Below are 17920 nucleotides of genomic sequence, written 5' to 3' on the forward strand. Positions count from 1 at the left end.
GCCTCGCCGCTCGCGCAGCCGGTGGTTAGCCTCGACCCGTGCGCACGGACCTCCTCGCCGGGGAGCGGGCACCGAACCGGCTGAGCCCCTGGCGGTTCGTGCTCGTGTTCGGCGTCGTGAGCATGCTCGCCGACTTCGTCTACGAGGGCGCCCGCAGCATCGTCGGCCCGTACCTCGCCACCTTCGGCGCGAGCGCCGCCGTCGTCGGCGTGGTGACCGGCGCGGGCGAGGCCGCGGCGCTGCTCTTCCGCTTCGTCACCGGGCCGCTGTCGGACCGCACCCGCCGCTACTGGCCGATCACCATCGCCGGCTACGTCATCACCGTGGCCGCCGTGCCGCTGCTCGCCGCGGTCGCCACGCTCTGGCAGGCGGCGGTCGCCGTCGTCGCCGAGCGCTTCGGGAAGGCGGTGCGCACCCCGGCGCGCGACACGATGCTCGGCCACGCCAGTGCCGGCCTGGGCCGCGGACGGGCGTTCGCGGTCCACGAGGCCCTCGACCAGTCCGGCGCCCTCCTCGGGCCGTTGGTGGTCGCCGGCATGATCGCGCTCTCCGGCTTCCGGCTCGGGTTCGCCGTACTCGCGATCCCCGGGGCGCTCGCGGTCGCCCTGCTCGGGCACCTCCGCCGTGCCGTGCCGACCCCTGCCGCCTACGACCCCGTCGGCAGCGACGCCGTCGCCGCTGCTCGCGCCGGCACGCCCGAGCCGTGGTGGCGCTTCTCTCGCCGCTTCTGGGCCTACAGCGCGTTCACGGCCCTCACGATGCTGGGCTTCGCCACCTTCGGCGTCCTCGCCTACCACCTCGCCGTGGCCCGCGTCCTGCCCGCCTGGCAGATCCCGATCGTCTATGCCGCGGCCATGGGCGTCGACGCGCTCGCGGCGCTCGCCTCTGGCTGGTGCTACGACCGGATCGGTCTCCGAGGCCTCCTCGCGCTCCCGGCGCTGACCGCCGTCGTACCGTTCCTCGCCTTCAGCGACCGGCCGGTGCTCGCCTGGATCGGGGCCCTCGTGTGGGGTGCGGCCGTCGGGGTGCACGAGTCGACGATGCGCGCCGCGGTCACCGACCTCGTGCCCGCCGCCCGTCGCGGCACCGGCTACGGCACCTTCACCGCGGCCTACGGGCTGGCGTGGCTTGGCGGCAGCGCGATCATCGGCGCCCTCTACGACACCTCGCTCGCCGGCCTGCACGTGTTCGTCCTCGCGACGCAGGCCGCCGCGCTCGTCGCGTTCGTGCCGATGGCGCTCGGCCGTACCGGCGCCGCCAGCCCGCCGTGAGCGTCGCCACCCTGGCGCCGCCTCGCCCGGCCTACGTCGGCGAGGCGGCGCCCACGAGCCCCGCGAGGTGCCGCCAGAAGGCGGCGAGCGCCGGTGGGTGGGAGCGGCGGCGGCGCACGGCGCGAAGCTCGCGCTCGAGCGCGGCGCGGGCCGTGGCGAGGCAGGTGATCCGCCCCGCGGCGATGTCGCCCTCGACGGCGAGGCGCGGCAGCACGGCGTAGCCGATGCCGGCGAGCACGCCGCCGCGCACCGCGTCGATCTGGTCGAGCTCGAGCACCGGGCCGCGTCGGTAGGCGGCGCCGAGCAGCTGCGCGGCGAGCGCCTCGGTCCCCGACCCGTCCTCGCGCGCGAGGTAGCGGTGCTCGGCGAGGTCGTCGGCGGTCACCGGGGCGACCTGCGCGAGCGGGTGGCCGCTCGAGGCCACGAGGACGAGCTCGTCGCGCTCGATCGTCAGCACCTCGAAGCCGTCGCACTCGCCGGGCCCCTCGATGAGGGCGCAGTCGACCTCGGCGCGCTCGAGCAGCTCGAGCGCCCGCGCCGTGTTCACGAGGCGCGCCTGGACCTCGAGCGCGGGGTGGCGGGCGACGAAGGGTGCGAGCCACCTCGGGAGGCGGTAGATGCCGACGGTGTTGCTCGCGGCGAGGCGCAGGCGCCCCGAGCCGAGGCTCCGGCGCGAGGCGACGACCTCCTCGAGCGCCCGCAGCGCGCCGAGCACGCCGGAAGCGGCGGGCACGAGGGCGGCTCCCTCGGCGGTCAGGCGCACGCGTCGGCCGACCCGTTCGAGGAGCGGGAGGCCGACGAGCGCCTCGAGCGAGCGCAGCTGGTGGCTCACCGCCGGCTGGCTGCAGCCGAGCTCCTCGGCGGCCCGCGTGACGTGCTCGTGGCGCGCGACCGCCACGAACGCCCGCAGCTGGGCGAGCGTGATTTCGCTGCCCGGTGGAGGATCGCTTTCCATTCTGAAAATTTATCCAAATGAGAGAAATGATTCGTTGGACCGTGGGACGGCGCGCCCGTACGCTTCGCTGCCCAGTGGAGGCGGCGAACGAGCGCGCGATCGCGGTGCCGGGACGCGCGCCGAGCGAGGCCGGCACGACCGTGCGCTGGGCGAAGCTGCTCGACCAGCAACGCTGCATCGGCTGCCACGCCTGCACGACGGCGTGCAAGTCCGAGAACGACGTACCGCTCGGGGTGACGCGCACCTACGTCAAGTCCGTCGACGTCGGCCGCTTCCCCGCGACCCGACGTGCCTTCCAGGTGACGAGGTGCAACCAGTGCGACGACGCGCCCTGCGTCGCCGCGTGCCCGACCGGCGCGATGTTCCGCCGGCTCGACGGCATCGTCGACTTCGACAAGCGGATCTGCATCGGGTGCAAGGCCTGCATCGCGGCCTGCCCGTACGACGCGATCTTCATCAACCCAGAGGACCACTCGGCCGAGAAGTGCAACTTCTGCGCGCACCGCCTCGAGGTCGGGCTCGAGCCGGCCTGCGTCGTCGTCTGCCCGACCGGGGCGATCCTCGTCGGCGACCTGAACGACCCCGCCTCCGCCGTCGCGCGCGCCGTCGGGCGCGCCGCCGTCACGGTGCGGCGCCCCGAGAAGCACACGAACCCGAAGGTCTTCTACCGCGGCGCGCACGAGGCGACGCTCGACCCCCTCGCCGCGCGCCGCCCCGAGGGCGGCCTCTTCGCGTGGGCGCTCCAGCGCGGCCGCACGGGCGGCGTCGCCGCGGGCGTCTCGCGTCCTGCCTCAAGCGCCGAGGCGCTCCTCTCCTACGACGTGCCCCACACCGTCCCGTGGGGCTGGCGGGTGAGCTGCTACACCTGGACGAAGGGGCTCGCCGCCGGCGGCTTCGCGGTCCCCGTCCTGCTCGCCCTCGCCGGGCGGCTGGGCTTCCAGGCGGCGCTCGTGCGCTTCTTCGCACCCGGCGCGGGCCTCGCCTTCCTCGCGCTCACCGGGGTCCTCCTCATCGCCGACCTGAAGCACCCCTGGCGCTTCTACCTCATCTTCACGAAGCACCAGCTCCGGAGCTGGCTCGTGCGGGGAGCCTTCCTCCTCGCCGCCTTCGGCGCCGGCCTCGCCGCTGACCTCGGCGGGTCCCTCGCCGGCTCGGTGGCGACCGAGCGCGTCGCCGGCGCGTTCGGCGTCGCTCTCGCGCTCGCCGCAGCGTGCTACACGGCCTGGCTGTTCGCCCAGGCGACGGCGCGCGACCTGTGGCAGAGCCCCCTCCTCGCCCCGCACCTCGCCGTGCAGGCAGCGCTCCTCGGTGCAGCGACGGCGCTCCTCGCTGGCGAGGCGCTCGGTCCGGCGACGGTACGCCCCCTGCTCGCCTGGCTGGTCTGCTCGTCGGCCGCCGCCCACCTCGCGCTCGTCGGGGCCGAGGTGACGACGGCGCACCCGAGCGCGCACGGCCGCCTCGCCGTGCGCGAGATGACCCGAGGCAGCCAGGCGGTCGCCTTCTGGGTCGGCATCCTCGCCGTCGCCGTGGCGCTCGCCGCGCCGCTCGTCGGGGCGATCGCCGCGGCCTTCGCCCTCGGCGGCGTCCTCGCCCACGAGCACGCCTTCGTGCGCGCCGGCCAGTCCGTGCCGCTCGCGTGAGGCGGCAAGGTCGAGCCGTGCGCGCCCGGCGGCGTGGCGGCGAGGTCGAGCTCGCCGACCTCGCGGGACTCGTCAGCGCGGCGCGCCAGGAGGTCGAAGCCCGCGGGGAGACCTTCTACCCGGGGGCCTCTCGGGTCCACCTCGGCGCCTTCCCGCCGAGGGAGCGCTGGGACGACTGGGTGGAGCTCGACTCCCGAGCCTGGCCGGAGCGGCGCGAGCGGCGCACGATGCTCGTCCCGACGACGTGCTTCAACTGCGAGTCGGCCTGCGGCCTCCTCGCCTACGTCGACCGGGACACGCTCGAGATCCGCAAGTTCGAGGGGAACCCCGAGCACCCCGGCTCGCGCGGCCGCAACTGCGCCAAGGGGCCGGCGACGCTCAACCAGGTCACCGACCCCGACCGCATCCTCTACCCGCTGCGACGGGTCGGGCCGCGCGGCAGCGGTCGCTGGGAGCAGATCAGCTGGGACGAGGCGCTCGACCACCTCGCGCGCCGGATCCGGGCCGCGATCGTCGAGGGGCGCCGCAACGAGGTCATGGTGCACGTCGGCCGGCCCGGCGAGGACGGCTTCACCGAGCGCGTCCTCGCCGCCTGGGGCGTGGACGGGCACAACTCGCACACGAACGTGTGCTCGAGCGGCGGGCGCACCGGCTACCAGTTCTGGATGGGGATCGACCGGCCGAGCCCGGACCACGCCAACGCGAAGGTGATCTACCTCATCAGCTCCCACCTCGAGGCGGGCCACTACTTCAACCCGCACGCCCAGCGCATCACCGAGGCACGCGAGCGCGGCGCCAAGGTGATCGTCTGCGACACGAGGCTGTCGAACACCGCGACGCACGCCGACTGGTGGCTCTCGCCGTGGCCGGGCAGCGAGGCGGCCATCAACCTCGCCATCGCCAACCACATCATCCGGACCCGCCGCTACGACCGCGAGTTCGTCCGGCGCTGGTGGAACTGGGCGGAGTACCTCTCGGCGTGCCACCCCGAGCTGCCCTGCGAGTTCGAGTCGTTCGAGGCCGTGCTCCACGACCTGTACGCGGACTACACCTTCGAGTTCGCGGCGAGCGAGTCGGGCGTCGACGCCGCCGTGCTCGCCGAGGTCGCCGAGGCCATCGCCGCAGCGGGGACCCGCTTCTCGGCCCACAACTGGCGCTCCGCGGCGGCCGGCAACCTCGGCGGCTGGCAGGTCTCCCGGACGCTGTTCCTGCTCTCCGCCCTGCTCGGCGCCGTCGCGACCGAGGGCGGCGTCTTCCCGAACGCGTGGAACAAGTTCGTGCCGCGCCCGATCCACCTGCCGGGCCACCCCGAGACCTGGAACGAGCTCACCTACCCCCTCGAGTACCCGCTCGCGCAGAACGAGCTCTCCTTCCTGCTGCCGCACTTCCTGAAGGACGGCCGCGGACGGCTCGACACCTACTTCGTGCGCGTCTACAACCCCGTGTGGACGAACCCCGACGGGATGAGCTGGGTCGAGGTACTGACCGACGAGCGTCTCGTCGGCTGCTTCGTGGCGCTCACCCCCACCTGGAGCGAGTCGGCGTTCTTCGCCGACCTCGTCCTGCCGATGGGCCACGGGCCGGAGCGCCACGACACCCACTCCTACGAGCAGTACGACGGGCAGTGGATCGCCTTCCGCCAGCCCGTGCTGCGCGCCGCGCGCGAGCGCCTCGGGCAGCCCGTCGCCGACACCCGGGCGGTGAACCCAGGCGAGGTCTGGGAGGAGAACGAGTTCTGGATCGAGCTCTCCTGGCGCATCGACCCCGACGGCGAGCTCGGCATCCGCCGCTACTTCGAGTCGCGCACCTCGCCGGGGACGAAGCTCGGCGTCGACGAGTACTACGGCTACCTCTTCGAGCACTCCGTTCCCGGCCTCGCCGAGGCCGCCGCGGACCAGGGCTGCACGCCCCTCGAGTACATGCGCCGCTACGGGGCCTTCGAGATCGCCTCGGGCGTCGGCCAGCGCCACGAGGAGCCGGTGCCCGACGCCGAGCTCGTCGACGTCGCCGTCGACCGCTTCGGCCGCGTCTACACGGCCGCTCCGAAGCCCGAGGAGCGAAACATCGTCCCGACCGGGATGCCCCCGCCCGATCCCGAGGGTCGGCGCGCCGTCGGGGTGCTCGTCGACGGCGTGGTGCGCCGGGGGTTCCCGACGCCGTCGGGCCGGCTCGAGTTCTACAGCTCGACGCTCGCTGCATGGGGCTGGCCCGAGCACGCCCTGCCCGGCTACATCCGCAGCCACGTCCACCCCCGTGCGCTCGAACCGGGCCAGGCCGTCCTGCTCTCGACCTTCCGCCTCCCGACGCAGGTGCACACCCGCTCGGCCAACGCGAAGTGGCTCGACGAGCTCGCGCACGCCAACCCGGTGTGGATCCACCCGAGCGACGCCGAGCGCTTCGGCATCGCGGCGACCGGGGACCTCGTGCGCGTCGAGACGGCGATCGGCCACTTCGTGGCGCGTGCCTACGTCACCGAGGGCATCCGCCCCGGCGTCGTCGCCTGCAGCCACCACATGGGGCGCTGGAAGCCGGAGGGCCATCGGCTGGGTCAGGGCCAGGCCATGGCGACCGTCGGGCTCGAGCGCTCGCCGTCGAGCTGGGCGCTCAGACGCCGGGCAGGCGTCGCCCCCTACCGCTCGGCCGACGCGGACACCTCGCGGATCTGGTGGACCGACGTGGGCGTGCACCAGAACCTCACCTTCCCGGTCCAGCCCGACCCGATCTCCGGGATGCACTGCTGGCACCAGGCCGTACGGGTCGGGCCGGCACGGCCCGGGGACGCCTTCGGCGACGTCGTCGTCGACACGGCGAAGGCCCGGGACGTCTACCGGCGCTGGCTCGCCCTGACGCGTCCGGCCGACCGGTTCTCGCCCGACGGGACCCGCCGCCCCTCCTGGCTGATGCGCCCGCTCCGGCCGGCCGACGCGGCCTGGGCGCTCCCGTCGGGACCGTGAGCGCGCCGGCGGTCACGCGCCGGCAGGCGCCGGCGGCGGGGCGCTCCGAGCTGCTGCGCGCCCTCGGCGCGCTCTGCGAGCGACCGTCCCCCGAGCACCGCCGGATCGCCGCGTCGCTCGGCCTCCCGCTCCCGAGTGGCGAGGAGCACACGGCTACCTTCGTCCTCGAGTGCCCGCCGTACGCGTCGGTCTACCTCGGGCCCGACGGCATGCTCGGCGGCGAGGCGACCGACCGCGTCGCGGGGTTCTGGCGCGCGCTCGGCTGCGAGCCGCCCACCGAGCCGGACCACCTCGCGAGCATCCTCGCCCTGCTCGCCGCCCTCGGGGAGCTCGAGGCGGGCGAGGCGCCCGGCTCGTCACGGCGCGCCCGGATCGCCCGGGCTCGCGAGGTGCTCCTCGTCGAGCACCTGTGGTCGTGGGTGCCGGTTTTCCTCGTCGCCGTGCGCGAGGCGGGCAGCCCCCCCTACCGGCGCTGGGCGCGCCTCGTCGGGGCGGCGCTCGCCATGCCAGCGGGAGGTGCGAGCGCGCGCCGCGCCCGAGCGTCCGCGCACCTCCCCCTCGCGCTGCGCGCGGCGCCGGCGGTAGCGGAGGAGGGTGTCGACGACGTCGCCCGCCTCGCCACCGTCGCGATCCGCTCGGGCATGGTGCTGACGCGCCGGCGCCTCGCCAGCGGGGCGGGGAGGCTCGGGCTCGCGGCACGCGTCGGCGAGCGGCGCTTCGCGCTCGAGGCCCTGCTCGCCGCCGACCGGCGGGCGACGCTCGCCTGGCTGGCGCGCGAGGCGGGCCGCTGGGAGCGGCTCCACCGGGCCGCCCCCCAGCCGCACGCGGGCATCCGCGCCTTCTGGCAGGGGCGCGCGCGAGCGACCGCCGCCCTGCTCGCCCGCCTCGCGCCCTAGCGACGCCCGGGCGCGCACCGCCTCGTCGGCGGCGCCTCAGTGGTAGAGGGAGGCGCCCTGGGCGATGAACTCCTCGGACTTCTGGCGCATCCCCGCCGCGATCGCGTCGGCCTCGGTCAGCCCCGAGCGCGCCGCGAGCTCGCGCACGTCCTGGGTGATGCGCATCGAGCAGAACTTCGGCCCGCACATCGAGCAGAAGTGGGCGGTCTTGGCCGCCGGCGCCGGCAGCGTCTCGTCGTGGAGGGCGCGAGCGGTCTCGGGGTCGAGCGCCAGGTTGAACTGGTCCTCCCACCGGAAGGCGAAGCGCGCCGCGGAGAGGGTGTCGTCCCACGCCTGCGCGCCCGGGTGCCCCTTGGCGAGGTCGGCCGCGTGCGCCGCGATCTTGTAGGCGATGAGCCCCTGCTTCACGTCCTCGCGGTCGGGCAGCCCGAGGTGCTCTTTCGGCGTGACGTAGCAGAGCATCGCCGCACCTGCTGCGCCGATCATCGCCCCGCCGATCGCCGACGTGATGTGGTCGTAGCCGGGCGCGACGTCCGTCGTGATCGGGCCGAGGGTGTAGAAGGGGGCGCCCCGGCACAGTGTCGCCTCGCGCTCGACGTTCTCCTCGATCTTGTGCATCGGGACGTGCCCGGGACCCTCCACCATGACCTGGACATCGTGGCGCCAGGCCAGCTCGGTCAGCTCCCCGAGCGTCTCGAGCTCGGCGAACTGCGCCGCGTCGTTCGCGTCGGCGATCGACCCCGGCCGCAGCCCGTCGCCGAGGGAGACGGCCACGTCGTAGGCGGCGAGGATCTCGCAGATCTCCTCGAAGTGGGTGTAGAGGAAGTTCTCCTCGTGGTGCGCGAGGCACCAGGCGGCCATGATCGAGCCGCCCCGGCTCACGATGCCCGTCACGCGGCTCGCGGTGAGCGGCACGTAGCGCAGGAGCACGCCGGCGTGGATCGTGAAGTAGTCGACCCCCTGCTCGGCCTGCTCGACGAGCGTGTCGCGATACAGCTCCCAGGTGAGCTCCGCCGGCCGGCCGTCCACCTTCTCGAGCGCCTGGTAGATCGGGACGGTCCCCACCGGGACCGGCGAGTGGCGCAGGATCTGCTCGCGCGTCGTGTGGATGTCGGGGCCGGTCGACAGGTCCATCACCGTGTCGGCTCCCCAGCGCGTCGCGAACGCGAGCTTGGCCACCTCCTCGTCGATCGAGGAGGTCACCGCCGAGTTGCCGATGTTCGCGTTCACCTTGACGAGGAAGCGCCGGCCGATGACCATCGGCTCGGACTCGGGGTGGTTGACGTTCGCCGGCAGGATCGCCCGTCCGGCGGCGAGCTCCTCGCGGACGACCTCGGGCTCGACGCCCTCGCGCCGTGCGGCGAAGGCCATCTCGGGCGTGATCTCCCCGCGGCGCGCGTAGTGCCGCTGCGTCACCGTCCGCCCCGGACGCGCCCGCAGCGGACGCGCCCGGGGCGCGCCGGCGGGGCGCCCCCCGGCGACGCCGGCTCGCCGGAGCCTCGCGCGCCCGTCGTCGCGCGCCGAGGCGGCGCGGCCCTCGTAGGCCTCCACGTCGCCACGACCGAGGATCCAGGGCCGGCGGAGCGCCGGCAGACTAGCCCCGCCCTCTGCACCCGGACCGCTCGTGTCGTAGAGGAGGAGCGAGGAGCGGCCGCCCGAGGGCTCGCTCAGGACGACCTCGGTGAAGGGCACCCGGACGCCGAAGCGTGGCTCCTCGAGGTAGATCTTGCGACGCGTCGCGTGCATCGTGCCTCCCTCCGCCGGCATGACCCGGATCAGGTTCGACGGTCGGCGCCGGTGGCGCCCTCTCAGCCCGCTGTGGGCTCCCGTGCACCACGATTCTTACCCACCGGGCACCGTTCGTGTCACCGCCCGTGACGGCCCTCGTCGAGCCTCGCGAGGACGGGCATCCCCGAGCGTCGGGCAGGAGCACCGTCCCCGAACTTGACCGCCACCGCGAGTTGGTATACCTTTGCATACAAGCCGTCCGCCCCGAGCGGGAGGGAGAAGGCCCGCCGCAGGCGGGTTGGGCAGCGGACGGTTCGCCGGCGATCGCGTGGAGTGACAAGGGGGAGCACCATGTCGACCGGAGCCGTCCCGACCGCACAGTCCAGTTCGCGCCACCTCGAGCGCCGACCGAGACGGAGGCTCGGTTCCGCCGCCGTCGCCGGCCTGGCCGCCGCACTGGCCACGGCCCTCGCCGGCACGCCGGCGCTCGCCGCGCCTCGGCGCGCGGCGCACGGCACGGCCGTCGCGCACAAGGCGAAGGGCAAGAAGAAGCGGCTCAGCCAGGCGAACATCACGGTCACGGGGAACTACACGGCCGACATGCTCCCGGCGTGGGTCGCCGAGAACGCCGGCTTCTTCAAGAAGAACGGCCTGAACGCCCAGATCGTCAACTCCTCGGGCGGCTCGGCGAGCGGCGCGATCGCCGCCTTCATCGGCAACCACGAGGACTTCCTGCTCACCGCGACGCCCACCGAGATGGCGGCGCGCCAGGCCGGCGAACCGGTCATCGCCGTCTACAACGTGCGCCGCGGCGGACCCTTCTGGATCACGATCAGCTCGAGCGTCGCGCGGGCGAAGGGCATCCCGTCGGCCGGCTCGACCCCCGCGCAGGCGAGGAAGCAGCTCGCCGCCCTGCGCCGCACCCACCTCACCGTCGCCGTGACGAGCCTCGCTGCACCCGCCTACGACTACGCGGTGGCCGTCTTCCGCCAGAACGGCGTGTCGTACGGACCGAACGGCGACGTGACCTTCGTCCCCGTCGGCAACGCCTCGGCCCAGCAGGCCGCCGTGGAGCACGGGACGACCGACGCGCTCGTCAACGATCCGCCGACCGCCGTCCTGCCCGGCACGGTGACCATCAACCTCGGGCTCCTCCCGCCGGTCGCGAGCGCCGACACTCTCTACGCGGTGACGACCGTCTCCTTCCTGCGGGCGCACCGCGACAGCGTCCAGGCGTTCGTGAACGCGCTCACCGAGGCCTGGGCCTGGGCCCACGAGCACCCAACCCTCGCCGAGCGGATCAGCGACGCCTACAACAAGACGATCGACATCACCGACCCGACGGCGCTCAGCAAGATCTTCCACGGCGACTACGACTTCTGGGTCGGCCCGTCGATGACGCTCGGCGGCTTCACGACGGCCGAGCGCATCGCCAACATGGGGATCAAGGGCAGCACCCTGTCGGTTACCTACGGCCAGCTCGTCGACAACGTCTTCGTCAAGAACGCGCTGCGGCAGCTGCCCGCGTACCTGCGCAACAAGCTGCCGGCATCGCTGCGCCGGGCGCTGCGCGGCGGCTAGACGGCGGCGAGCCGTCCCGCGACGTCGGGCCTCCGCAGGCCGCCAGCTGGGGGAGATCCGGGGCCGGCGAGCACGCGACGAACCGGGCGCGCACGCCACCGAGCACGCCACGACGAAGGAGCGAGGAAGGGGAATGGACGCCACGACGCGCCGACTGGTCGACTACACCCTCGGGTTTGCGTGGGCGGACCTGACAGAGTCCGCGCGCGACCTCGCCGTTCGTCACCTCGCCGACTCGCTCGCCTGCGCGATCGCGGGCTACTTCACCGAGCCGGCGCAGGCCGCGGTGCGCGTCGCGTCACGCGTCGGCAGCGACACGCCGGTGACCGTGCTGGGCGCGGGCATCACCTCGGCACCTGCCTACGGCGCCTTCGCCAACACCGTGATGGTTCGCGCGCTCGACTGGAACGACGGCATGCTCGCTCGAGGCGGCGGACACCCGAGCGACCTCGTCGCCGGGCTCCTCGCCGCGGCCGAGGTCGTCGGGGCCTCAGGCGTCGAGCTCCTCGAGGCGATGACGCTCTCCTACGAGGTCCTCGGCGCCCTCGGCAACGCCGCGCCCGTCCACGAACGCGGCTGGGACCAGGGCACCTTCATGGGGGTGGCCGCCGCCCTCGGCATCGGCCGGCTCTACGGCCTCAGTGCGGACCAGCTCGCCAACGCCGTGTCGATCTCGATCGTCCCGGCGATCCCGCTCATGGTGACGCGTCGCGGCGAGCTCTCGCACTGGAAGGGCGCGGCCACCGCCGCGGCGATCCTCAACGCGACGAACGCCGTTGCGCTGGCGCGCGAGGGCTTCACCGGGCCCAGCGAGCCCTTCGAGGGGCGCCACGGCGTCATCGAGCAGGTTTCGGGCCCCCTTGAGCTGTCCCTGCCCGTCTACCCGGACGGACCACGGGTCGTCGAGCTCTCGCACCTGAAGGCGTACCCCGCCGAGACCCACGCGCAGGGCCTGCTCGGCATCGTCCCCGAGATCCGCGCCTGGACGGCGATCGAGGAGATCGCCTCCGTCGAGGTCGAGGCCTACCGCATCGTCTACAGCGAGATCGGCTCGCACCCGAGTGTGTGGGACCCCAAGACGCGCGAGACGGCCGACCACAGCCTCCCCTACCTCCTCGCCGTCGCGATGGTCGACGGCGAGGTCACCCTGGACTCCTTCCGCCCCGAGCGCATCGCGGACCCGGCGCTGCGCCCCCTGATGGCGAAGATCAGGATCGTCGAGGACCCCGCACTCACCGCCAACTACCGGCCGCCCGGGCTCGAGATCGCCGGGAACCCCTGCGTCCGGATCACGATCCGGAAGACGACGGGAGAGACCTTCGCGCGCGAGGTCACCTTCCCGAAGGGCCACTTCCGCAACCCACTCACACGCGAGGACATCGACGCCAAGCTGCAGAAGATCTGCGCCGGCGTCGTGAAGGACGACGTGCGCGACGAGATCAGAGCCGCGCTCTGGGAGGTCGCGCGCGCACCCGACGTGCGCGGCCTCCTCGCCCTCCTCGGCAGCTTCGCCGCCGACGGTGCGGCGCGCGGCACACGATGAGGGTCGACGAAGCGCTCGCGACCGCGGTCGCGGCCGAGGGCGTCACGGCCGTGTTCGGGATGATGGGCGACGCGAACGCCCGCTGGATGCAACGCCTCGGCGAGCGCGGCGTCGAGGTCGTCCACGTCCGCCACGAGGGGGCGGGCCTCGCCATGGCCGACGGGTGGGCGCGCATGACCGGGGTGCCCGGCGTGTGCACGACCACGGGCGGCCCCGGCTGCGCCCAGCTCGCCACGACCGCCCTCGCCGCGAGCCGAGCCCGCACACCGCTCGTCGCGTTCTGCGGCGACGTGCCGCTCGGGGACGACCAGAATGCGCAGCACCTCGACCAGGCGCGCTTCGCCGCCGCGATCGAGGCCGGGTTCGTACGCCTCACGAGCGCCGAGCGCGCCCACGCGGCGATCCAGCGCGCCTTCTACCGGGCGAGGATCGAGTCGCGCCCGATCATCTTGAGCATGCCAGTCGAGGTGAAGGACCAGGAGCTCGACGACGACGACGAGTACGTGCCGTCGGCCTCGATCATCGACCCGTCACCCATCTGGCCAGAACCAGACGCCATCGAGCGAGCCGCCGAGCTCGTGGCCGCCAGCGAGCGGCCGGTGCTCCTCGTCGGACGCGGTGCGATGCGCTCGGGCGCGGGCGCGGCGGTGCGCTCGCTCGCCGATCGACTCGGCGCCGTGGTCGCGACGACGCTCATGGCGAAGAACTGGCTGAACGACTACCCCTACCACGTCGGCGTGTGCGGCCTCTTCTCGAGCCGGGTAGCCATCGAGTGCTTCGCGGCGGCCGACTGCGTCATCGCCGCGGGCGCGAGCCTCAACATCTACACGACCGAGTCCGGCTACCTCTTCCCCGCGGCGCGCTTCGTCCAGTTCGACACGAGGCCGCACCTCGTCATGGGCGACGGTCGGGCGGCGGACTGCTACGTCGAGTCCGACGCTCGCCCCGGCCTCGAGGCGCTCGACGCCGCACTCGCGCGCGCCGGGGTACGACGCGAGGGCTTCCACCGCCCCGAACTGACGGCACGCCTCGCCTCAGCACTCGACGACCCGGCCAGCTTCGATCTCCCGCCCGGCACGCTCGACCCGCGCGACGTGGTTCGGACGCTCGACGCCGAGCTGCCGGCGCACGTCGGGATGATCCTCGGGGGCGGCCAGCAGAACCATTTCGGCATCATGCTGTGCAACAAGGCGCGAGACTGGCTCCTGCCGAACCTCCACTTCGCGGCGATCGGCCAGGGCCTCACGACGGCCATCGGCGCCGTGATCGCGATGGGGCGACGCCCCGGTTTCCTGATGGAGGGCGATGCGGGGTTCCTCATGCACCTCGCCGAGTTCGAGACCGCCGTCCGCTACCGGGTGCCGCTCCTCGTGGTCGTGATGAACGACGAGGGCATGGCGGCCGAGTACCACTCGATGCACGCGAAGGGGGTGGACCTGCGAATGACCGCCATCCCGACGCCGGACCTCGGCCGCGTCGCGGACGCGATGGGCGGCCGAGGGTCCCTGTGCCGCACCCTCGACGAGCTGCGCGACGCGCTACGGCGCTTCGTCGCCGATCCGGCGCCGTCCCTCGTCGACGTGCGCATCGCCCGCAACGTCCCCAGCATCCCGAACCGGCGCCGCTTCTACGGTCTCGATGCCTAGACCCTCGCGCGCTGGCACCGGGCTGGCGACGCCCGCTGCGCTCGGCGAGTGGTCGACGACGACGGACGTCGTGCGCAGCGTCGACCTCACGGGCCGGCGGGCCATCGTGACCGGCGCCACCGCGGGGCTCGGCCTGGAGAGCGCGCGGGCGCTCGCGGCCGCCGGGGCACGCGTCGTGCTGGCTGGACGCGACCCGGGGCGGCTCGCGCGCGCCGAGGAGGAGATCGAGCGCGCCGCGCCCGGTGCGCTCGTCGACGCGCTGGTCTGCGACCTCGCCTCGCTCGCGAGCGTCCGTCGTGCCACCGAGGAGGTGCGCGCGAGCGGCGAGGCGCTCGACCTGCTCGTGAACAACGCCGGCGTCACCCCCCGCTCGCTCGGGCCGGTGACCGAGGCCCCGCGCACGCTCGAGGGCTTCGAGCTCAGCCTCGGCACGAACCACCTCGGCCACTTCCTCCTCACCTGTCGGCTCGCGCCGCTCCTCCTCGAGCACGGCGCCCGGGTCATCAACGTGGGCTCGGGCGCCCACCGCGACTCCTCGATGCGCTGGGAGGACCCCCACTACCTGCGCCGCCCCTACGACGTACGCGAGGCCTACGGGCAGTCGAAGACGGCGAACGCGCTCTTCACCCTCGGTCTCGAGCGGCGGCTCGGGAACCGGGGAGTCCACGCCTTCACCGTTCGCCCCGGAGCCACCTCCCCGGGCGCGAGCAACGAGCGGCCCGAGCTCGTCGAGGCGGCGAGTCGAGACAAGCGCCGCTACCCGGTGGAGGTCGCGGCCGCGACGACGGTGTGGGCGTGCACGGCGCCCGAGCTCGACGCGCACGGCGCCGCCTACCTCTACCGCTGCCGCGTCGTCGCCGAGCCGGGGGCGCCAGGGTCGGCAGACGACCACGCGCCGTGGATCTTCGACGAGGACGCCGCCGAGCGCCTGTGGGCGTGGTCCGAGGAGCAGGTCGGCGAGCACTTCGCGCTCGGCGCCCCGCGATGAGCACGCCTGGGGCGCGTCGCTCGATTGCAGCGGGGGTCCGCCACTGGCCGCCTCGCCGAGGGGGCGCGGGCGCCCGCCGGCATCGGCGAGCCGACTGGAAGCGGCGGAGCTCGTGACGACCAGCGGTGCCGAGACCGGCACGGTCGCTGCGGCGATCGCGGCCTGCGTGGCGGACCTCGGCATCCGCCGCGTCTACGGCCTGCCCGGCGAGGACCACCTCCTCCTCCTCCACGAGCTCGAGCTCGCCGGCTGCACCTACGTGCCCGCGCGCGACGAGAGCGCGGCCTGCATCATGGCGGCCGCCGAGAGCCAGGCGACCGGGCTGCCCGGACTCGCCGTCGTCACCTTGGCCCCGGGCATCACGAACGCCCTGAACGGCCTGGCGAGCGCGTTCTTGGACCACGTCCCCCTCCTCGTCGTGAGCGGCCAGCACGACCCTGATCGCCGGCCGCTCATCGTGCGCCAGTCCCTCGATTCCCACGCGCTCGTCGCGCCGGTCACGAAGTGGCGGGCGACCATCGGGGGCCACGTCCACCAGCTCCTCGCGAAGGCGCTCGACGCCGCGGTCGCACCCCCCGCCGGCCCCGTCTTCCTGGAGCTCCCGCCGTCGGTGGCGCGCAGCCCGGCGCTCGATGGCGCGCCCGACTGGCGCCCCCTTCTCGCCGGCACCGACCGCCCCGGGCCGCCGGTGGCTCCGCCGGGCGCGCTCGCCCCGGTGCGCGAGGCGCTCGGCGCGGCGCGCCGACCGGTCGTCCTCGTCGGCGGCCGCTGCCCGCCCGACGCCGGTCCGCCGATCGCGCGCCTCGCGGCGGCGCTGCGCGCTCCGGCGTTCACGACGCCGGCGGCCAAGGGGACGCTGCGAGACGGCGACCCCTTCCTCGCCGGCACCTTCCTCAACGGCAACCTCGAGGCGGCGCTGCTCGAGCGAGCCGACGTCGTGCTCGCGGTGGGGCTCGACGCCTACGACTTCTTCAACGGCCCCTGGCGCTACGGCGCCACGATCCTCGCCGTCGAGCCCGACGCGACGAGCGTGCAGCGCGTCCTGCCCGCGCGCTACCAGGTCGTCGGGGACCCGCGGACGCTGTGCGAGGACCTCCTCGCCGGCGAGCTCGCCGGCGCGTCCGCGTGGGAGCCTGGCGACGTCGCCGCCTACCGTGCCGGCGTGCTCGAGCGGTTCTCGCTCGACGACGAGGCGCTCACGATCCCCGCGGCGATCGTCGACGCTCGCTCGCTGCTCCCCGACGACACCATCGTCACCGTCGATGCCGGCTTCGGCAAGCCCCTCCATGCGCTCCTGTGGGCGGCGCGCTGCCCCAACGCCTGCTTCAGCTCCCAGGGGCTGTCGACGATGGGCTACGCGATCCCGGCCGCCAACGCCCTCAAGCTCGTCTGGCCGCAGCGCACGGTCGTCGCCTTCCTCGGCGACGGATCCCTCTACCTGCGCGCGAGCGAGATCGGGGTCGCCGCCGAGCAGGGCGTGGCGCCGATCTACGTCGTGTGGTCCGACGCCTGCCTCTCGCAGATCGCGGTGAAGCAGGACCGTCAGTCGCTCAGGCGCGTCGGCGTCGACGTCGCCGCATCGTCCTGCGAGCGCATCGCAGCCGCCTTCGGCGGAGTCGGCTGGGACGTGGACAGCCGCGCCTCGTTCCGCGACGCGCTGCGCGAGGCGATGGCCTCGCGTGCCCCGGCGCTCATCGGCGCTCGGGTCGACCAGCGCTCGCGCGCGTCGTGGTTCGAGCTCGTCCGCGGCTGAGCTCGCCGACGCGAGCGCCGCGTCAGCCCGCGAGGAGCTCGAGCTCGGCGAGCTCGTCCGGCTCGAGGTGCCAGGACCCGCAGGCTGCCGCGTTCCGCTCGACGTGCGCCGGGCTCGACGCGCCGGCGATCACCGTCGCGACCGGCCGGTGCGCGAGCAGGAAGGCGAAGGCGAGCTCGACGAGGCTGCGGCCGTGCTCGCGTGCCCAGGCGGCGAGGCGGTCGAGGCGATCGAAGTTCTCCGCCGTCAGCCACTCGGGCACCCGGGCGCGCCAGCGGTCCCACTCGGCGAAGCGCGTCCCCGCCGGTGGGGGCCGGCCGCGCTCGTACTTGCCCGTGAGCAGCCCGCCCGCAAGCGGGCAGTACGGGACGTAGGCGATCCCGAGCCGCTCGCAGACAGGCAGCACGCTCTGCGCGTCGCCGGGTTCGAGGAGGTTGAGGCGGTTCTGCACGCTGACGAAGCGCACGCCGCTCGAGGCGGCCGCCTCCGCCTCGAGCAGCTGGTCCGCGGAGAACTTCGAGCACCCGATCTCACGGACCTTGCCAGCAGCGACGAGCTGCGCGAGGGCGCCGAGCGTGTCGGCGATGGGCGTGGCCGGATCGGGACGGTGCAGCTGGTAGAGGTCGATCCGGTCGGTGCCGAGTCGCCGCAGGCTCCGGTCGACGGCGGCACGCACGTGGGCCGGCGCCGCGCACGCCTCGACACCGGGTGCAACGCGGGAGCCGAACTTCGTCGCGAGCACCACCTCGTCGCGCGAGGACCGGACGGCTCGCCCCACCCACTCCTCGGCCGCTACCTGGCGGTCCGAGAGGTCGAAGAAGGTGACCCCCTGCTCGCGCGCGGCGGCAACGATGGCCCTCGCGCCCGTCTCGTCGACCATCGCGCCGAGGCTGCCGCAGCCGAGCCCGAGGACGGAGACCTCGAGCGAACCGATGCGCCTCGTCTCCACCGCGCCGCCTGCCCGC

12 protein-coding genes and 1 riboswitch are annotated in these 17920 nt (G+C 74.1%); of the genes, 9 read left to right on the forward strand and 3 right to left on the reverse strand.

Annotated features, from left to right (window positions below):
- The first annotated feature begins 38 nt into the window (after window positions 1-38).
- Window positions 39-1271, forward strand: a complete 1233-nt coding sequence (locus VKV23_01475) for an MFS transporter (protein ID HLI14710.1) — start codon at window positions 39-41, stop codon at window positions 1269-1271.
- A 31-nt stretch (window positions 1272-1302) separates the two neighbouring features.
- On the opposite strand, the gene VKV23_01480 is transcribed toward VKV23_01475, so the two are convergent.
- Window positions 1303-2226 carry a LysR family transcriptional regulator gene (locus VKV23_01480; GenBank protein HLI14711.1) on the reverse strand — a complete coding sequence of 308 codons (924 nt, stop codon included), beginning with the start codon at window positions 2224-2226 and terminating at the stop codon, window positions 1303-1305.
- 74 nt (window positions 2227-2300) lie between these two features.
- On the opposite strand from VKV23_01480, the gene VKV23_01485 reads away from it, so the two are divergent.
- From VKV23_01485 to VKV23_01495, 3 genes are read left to right on the forward strand one after another with little or no spacing between them, the layout of a single operon-like run.
- Complete coding sequence (locus VKV23_01485) at window positions 2301-3866, forward strand: 4Fe-4S dicluster domain-containing protein (GenBank protein ID HLI14712.1); 1566 nt, start codon at window positions 2301-2303, stop codon at window positions 3864-3866.
- 17 nt (window positions 3867-3883) lie between these two features.
- On the forward strand, window positions 3884-6820 hold the full coding sequence (locus VKV23_01490; protein ID HLI14713.1) for a molybdopterin-dependent oxidoreductase: 2937 nt from the start codon (window positions 3884-3886) through the stop codon (window positions 6818-6820).
- The gene (locus VKV23_01495; GenBank protein ID HLI14714.1) at window positions 6817-7716 is read left to right on the forward strand and encodes a molecular chaperone TorD family protein; all 900 of its coding nucleotides are present in this window, start codon (window positions 6817-6819) and stop codon (window positions 7714-7716) included. The genes VKV23_01490 and VKV23_01495 overlap by 4 nt, the downstream gene beginning before the upstream one ends.
- A 36-nt stretch (window positions 7717-7752) precedes the next feature.
- Here the strand turns inward: VKV23_01495 and thiC are convergent, their stop codons facing one another.
- Entirely contained in the window at window positions 7753-9462 is a 1710-nt protein-coding gene (gene thiC / locus VKV23_01500; GenBank protein ID HLI14715.1) for a phosphomethylpyrimidine synthase ThiC, read from the reverse strand.
- Window positions 9451-9556: riboswitch (TPP riboswitch) on the reverse strand. It overlaps the preceding gene by 12 nt.
- A 239-nt stretch (window positions 9557-9795) precedes the next feature.
- Here thiC and VKV23_01505 point away from each other — a divergent pair.
- The 5 genes from VKV23_01505 (at window position 9796) to VKV23_01525 (ending at window position 16955) form a co-directional block, all read left to right on the forward strand.
- A complete protein-coding gene (locus tag VKV23_01505) occupies window positions 9796-11025 on the forward strand; it encodes an ABC transporter substrate-binding protein (protein HLI14716.1) in 1230 nt (409 codons plus the stop codon).
- 133 nt (window positions 11026-11158) lie between these two features.
- Window positions 11159-12568 (forward strand): MmgE/PrpD family protein, encoded by a 1410-nt coding sequence (locus VKV23_01510; protein HLI14717.1) that lies wholly within the window; start codon window positions 11159-11161, stop codon window positions 12566-12568.
- Complete coding sequence (locus VKV23_01515) at window positions 12565-14214, forward strand: thiamine pyrophosphate-binding protein (protein HLI14718.1); 1650 nt, start codon at window positions 12565-12567, stop codon at window positions 14212-14214. Before VKV23_01510 ends, VKV23_01515 begins: the two co-directional genes overlap by 4 nt.
- Complete coding sequence (locus tag VKV23_01520) at window positions 14207-15202, forward strand: SDR family NAD(P)-dependent oxidoreductase (GenBank protein HLI14719.1); 996 nt, start codon at window positions 14207-14209, stop codon at window positions 15200-15202. The genes VKV23_01515 and VKV23_01520 overlap by 8 nt, the downstream gene beginning before the upstream one ends.
- 112 nt (window positions 15203-15314) lie before the next feature.
- Window positions 15315-16955, forward strand: coding sequence for a thiamine pyrophosphate-binding protein (locus tag VKV23_01525; GenBank protein HLI14720.1), 1641 nt, complete (start codon window positions 15315-15317; stop codon window positions 16953-16955).
- A gap of 22 nt (window positions 16956-16977) precedes the next feature.
- Here VKV23_01525 and VKV23_01530 read toward each other — a convergent pair whose 3' ends face one another.
- On the reverse strand, window positions 16978-17904 hold the full coding sequence (locus VKV23_01530) for an aldo/keto reductase (protein ID HLI14721.1): 927 nt from the start codon (window positions 17902-17904) through the stop codon (window positions 16978-16980).
- Window positions 17905-17920 lie beyond the last annotated feature (16 nt).

The organism is Acidimicrobiales bacterium (genome assembly GCA_035294085.1).
Classification (GTDB): domain Bacteria; phylum Actinomycetota; class Acidimicrobiia; order Acidimicrobiales; family Bog-793; genus DATGLP01.

What these genes read in the sequence shown, in the direction of transcription:
- VKV23_01480 (HLI14711.1), bottom strand. Translation starts at nt 2,226, where the DNA reads ATGGAAAGCGATCCTCCACCGGGCAGCGAAATCACGCTCGCCCAGCTG.
- thiC (HLI14715.1), bottom strand. Translation starts at nt 9,462, where the DNA reads ATGCACGCGACGCGTCGCAAGATCTACCTCGAGGAGCCACGCTTCGGC.
- VKV23_01505 (HLI14716.1), top strand. Translation starts at nt 9,796, where the DNA reads ATGTCGACCGGAGCCGTCCCGACCGCACAGTCCAGTTCGCGCCACCTC.
- VKV23_01510 (HLI14717.1), top strand. Translation starts at nt 11,159, where the DNA reads ATGGACGCCACGACGCGCCGACTGGTCGACTACACCCTCGGGTTTGCG.
- VKV23_01515 (HLI14718.1), top strand. Translation starts at nt 12,565, where the DNA reads ATGAGGGTCGACGAAGCGCTCGCGACCGCGGTCGCGGCCGAGGGCGTC.
- VKV23_01520 (HLI14719.1), top strand. Translation starts at nt 14,207, where the DNA reads ATGCCTAGACCCTCGCGCGCTGGCACCGGGCTGGCGACGCCCGCTGCG.